Genomic DNA, 2,983 nt, shown 5'->3' on the forward strand with positions numbered 1-2,983 from the left:
GTCGGTGGTGCCGCAGAACTGCTACATCGTGATGGGCGATGACCGTGAGAACAGCGAAGACAGCCGTTGGTGGGGGTGTCTGCCGGAGCAGAACCTGGTCGGCAAAGCCTTCATGATCTGGTTTAGCTGGAAGGGGTTCCACACTGGCGCCGTAGACTTCCACCGCATAGGAACAGTCATCCGTTAATTCACCTGTTGCCAGCCGCGTCGAACCGTGAACATGTCGCTGGCGGAGCGCAGGCATAACGGGCAAAGTACGTTACAAGGCCGGTTTGGGTCGGGATGGGCCGCGTCGGCGGCATAGTGAGGGGACTATGAAATCGAAGCACGCAGGCATGACGTTGATCAGTTTTCTGATTTTATTGCTGGTGGTTGGCTTTTTCGCCTATATGGCGATGAAGCTTGTGCCTGCTTACACCGAGTTTATGGGTGTGCAAAAGACCATGAACGACATAGCTACCGAAAACTTTGACGGTAAGGCGCCGCTGCAGATCCGTAACGATCTGATTAAAAAGATGGACTATCAGTACGTGAGCGATGGCACTGTCACGCCTGATGACATCACTATTGCCAAGGGCGATCAGGGCCTTCAATTGCAAGTCGCGTATGACAAGGACATTCCCTTTGTCTACAACATCGATTTCCTAGTCCACTTTGAAAAGAGTGTGCCGATACAAGGCAACGTTGCTGCTTCTCAGTAAGACACAGTGGAACTGACGTATCACTTTAGCGATTCATCGCTTGCCACATTGGCGTTGACCCACCGTAGCGCGGGCAAGCCCAACAATGAGCGCATGGAGTTTCTCGGCGACGCTTTGCTCGGAGCCATCGTCGCCGAGATGCTTTACGAGACGCACCCAAAGGCCAGTGAAGGCGAAATGTCGCGTCTTCGTGCGCAACTGGTGAACGGTCAGGCCCTTGCCGAGATGGCGCGCGAACTCGAACTTGGCGATCGTCTCAAGCTCGGCTCGGGTGAGCTCAAGAGCGGTGGGTTTCGACGTGACTCGATTCTTGCCGATGCATTCGAAGCCCTCGTCGCGGCGGTTTACCTCGACGGCGGTTTTGAGGCCTGCCGCAACACGGTCAGAGGCCTGTTCGCCGATCGTGTCACCGCGCTGCCACGCTCCTCCAAGGATGCCAAAACCCGGCTGCAGGAATGGTTGCAGGCCGAAGGTTGGCCTTTGCCTCAGTATGAGCTCGTAGGCACCGAGGGCGAAGATCACGCGCGTATTTTTGATGTGAATTGCGTGGTCATGGAGCCGATGGCCGTCACCGCTGCAGGGCGGGGCAGCAGTCGCAGGCTGGCCGAACAAGATGCGGCGGAAATGGTGCTGAGCCGATTGTTGGACACCCGCGATAGCCCATGACGCTTGGCGCAGGCATCCGGTCCGGATGCCTGCGTTCCCATTAACCGTTTTGTCACGTTGTATTTTTCAGTGGCGCTCGCAGACATGTAGCGCCATGCTTATAAGCGTCCACGAGAGTATGTTTATCCCATGAATGACGACCGCGAAGACGACTTCGCTGAACACGAATTGCCGCATCCGGATTTCCGGTGTGGGTTCGTTGCACTGGCCGGACGACCGAACGTCGGCAAATCGACGTTGCTTAACGCGCTGATCGGTTTTCGCCTGTCCATTGTCAGTCCACGACCGCAAACGACTCGCCACCGGATTCTGGGCATCGCAACCAGCGAAGCAGGGCAGATCCTTTATGTGGATACGCCCGGTTTGCACCGTGGCGCCAAGCGCGCGATGAACCGCAGCCTCAACCGTGCCGTTCGATCGGCCATCAGCGAGGTGGAACTGGCTGTGCAGGTGATCGAAGCCGGGCGGTGGACCGACGAAGACGAAGCGCTCTACGAAGCTTTGGACGAGCAAAAGGTGCCGCGATTGCTCGTGATCAACAAGGTTGATCTGACCAAAGACAAGGCAGCATTACTGCCCTTCGTTGCAGAACTTAGTGAAAAGCACAGCTTCGAAGCCGTGCATTATGTCAGTGCGCTCAAGCGTAAAGGTTTGGAGGCATTGACGCACGATATCCTCGCACGCTTGCCCGTGCGTGCGCCGGTGTTCGGCGAAGATGAAATCACGGATCGAAGCGAGCGCTTCCTCGCAGCGGAAATGGTGCGTGAGCAGTTGATGTTGCGCCTCGATCAGGAGTTGCCTTACGCGACCACCGTCGAGATCGAACAATTCCAGGATCGCCCGGACGGCATTGCGGAAATTCACGCTGTGATCTGGGTGGAGCGCGACGGTCAAAAGGCTATCGTGATCGGTCAGGGTGGCGAACAACTCAAGGCTATTGGTACCGCGGCGCGGCGCCATATGGAACGCATGTTCGATCGCAAGGTTTTTCTGCGCCTGTGGGTGAAGGTCCGTGAGGGTTGGGCGGACGATGAGTCGTTGCTGAAGCAGTTCGGCTACACGGACTAGAGCGTGTGACGATCCGGCGGGAAGGACGGGGCGACGGTCATCATGCTCCTTGAACAGCAGCCTGCCTTTGTTTTGCATTCCCGCCCCTATCGGGAAACATCATTGTTGCTCGAATGTCTCACGCGCGATCTTGGGCGCTTGGGTGTTGTCGCGCGTGGAGTACGTGGTGTGCGTTCGCGCGTGCAACGGGCGCAGCTGGAACCCTTTCAACCGTTGCTGCTGGATCTGCAGCTGCGTGGGGAGCTGGCGACATTGCGTCATGCCGAATTGTCGTCATCGCCGTTGCGCTTAACTGGCGATGCCGCACTTGCGGGTCTCTACGTCAATGAACTGGTTGTGCGATTGACCGAACGCCAAGATCCATACCCCACGCTTTATTCCGCGTACGCGCAGACGATTGACCGTTTGTCCGCGGGTGAATCGCTGAGCTGGCAATTGCGGCGATTTGAACGCGATCTGCTTGCGTCGCTGGGTTACGCCATGCAACTGAATGATGAGGCGGTTAGCGACGAGCCCCTGCAATCCGGCGCAACTTATACCTATCGCGC

5 protein-coding genes are annotated in these 2,983 nt (G+C 57.2%); all 5 read left to right on the forward strand.

Annotation, left to right across the window (positions count from 1 at the left end; translation table 11 throughout):
- Nucleotides 1-187: signal peptidase I (lepB, locus tag VK725_RS04730; RefSeq protein ID WP_325316904.1), on the forward strand; the 187-nt coding region annotated here is incomplete at its 5' end.
- Between the two features lie 127 nt (nt 188-314).
- Nucleotides 315-701: a DUF4845 domain-containing protein gene (locus VK725_RS04735; protein WP_325316905.1), complete on the forward strand. Its 387-nt coding sequence runs from the start codon at nt 315-317 to the stop codon at nt 699-701.
- Between the two features lie 6 nt (nt 702-707).
- On the forward strand, nt 708-1,367 hold the full coding sequence (gene rnc / locus VK725_RS04740) for a ribonuclease III (protein ID WP_325316906.1): 660 nt from the start codon (nt 708-710) through the stop codon (nt 1,365-1,367).
- A 129-nt stretch (nt 1,368-1,496) separates the two neighbouring features.
- Nucleotides 1,497-2,435: a GTPase Era gene (era, locus tag VK725_RS04745; RefSeq protein WP_325316907.1), complete on the forward strand. Its 939-nt coding sequence runs from the start codon at nt 1,497-1,499 to the stop codon at nt 2,433-2,435.
- 42 nt (nt 2,436-2,477) lie between these two features.
- Nucleotides 2,478-2,983 (forward strand): DNA repair protein RecO (recO, locus tag VK725_RS04750; protein WP_325316908.1); only part of this gene is annotated, 506 nt, incomplete at its 3' end.

The organism is Dyella sp. (assembly GCF_035486915.1).
Taxonomy (GTDB): Bacteria; Pseudomonadota; Gammaproteobacteria; order Xanthomonadales; family Rhodanobacteraceae; genus Dyella_B.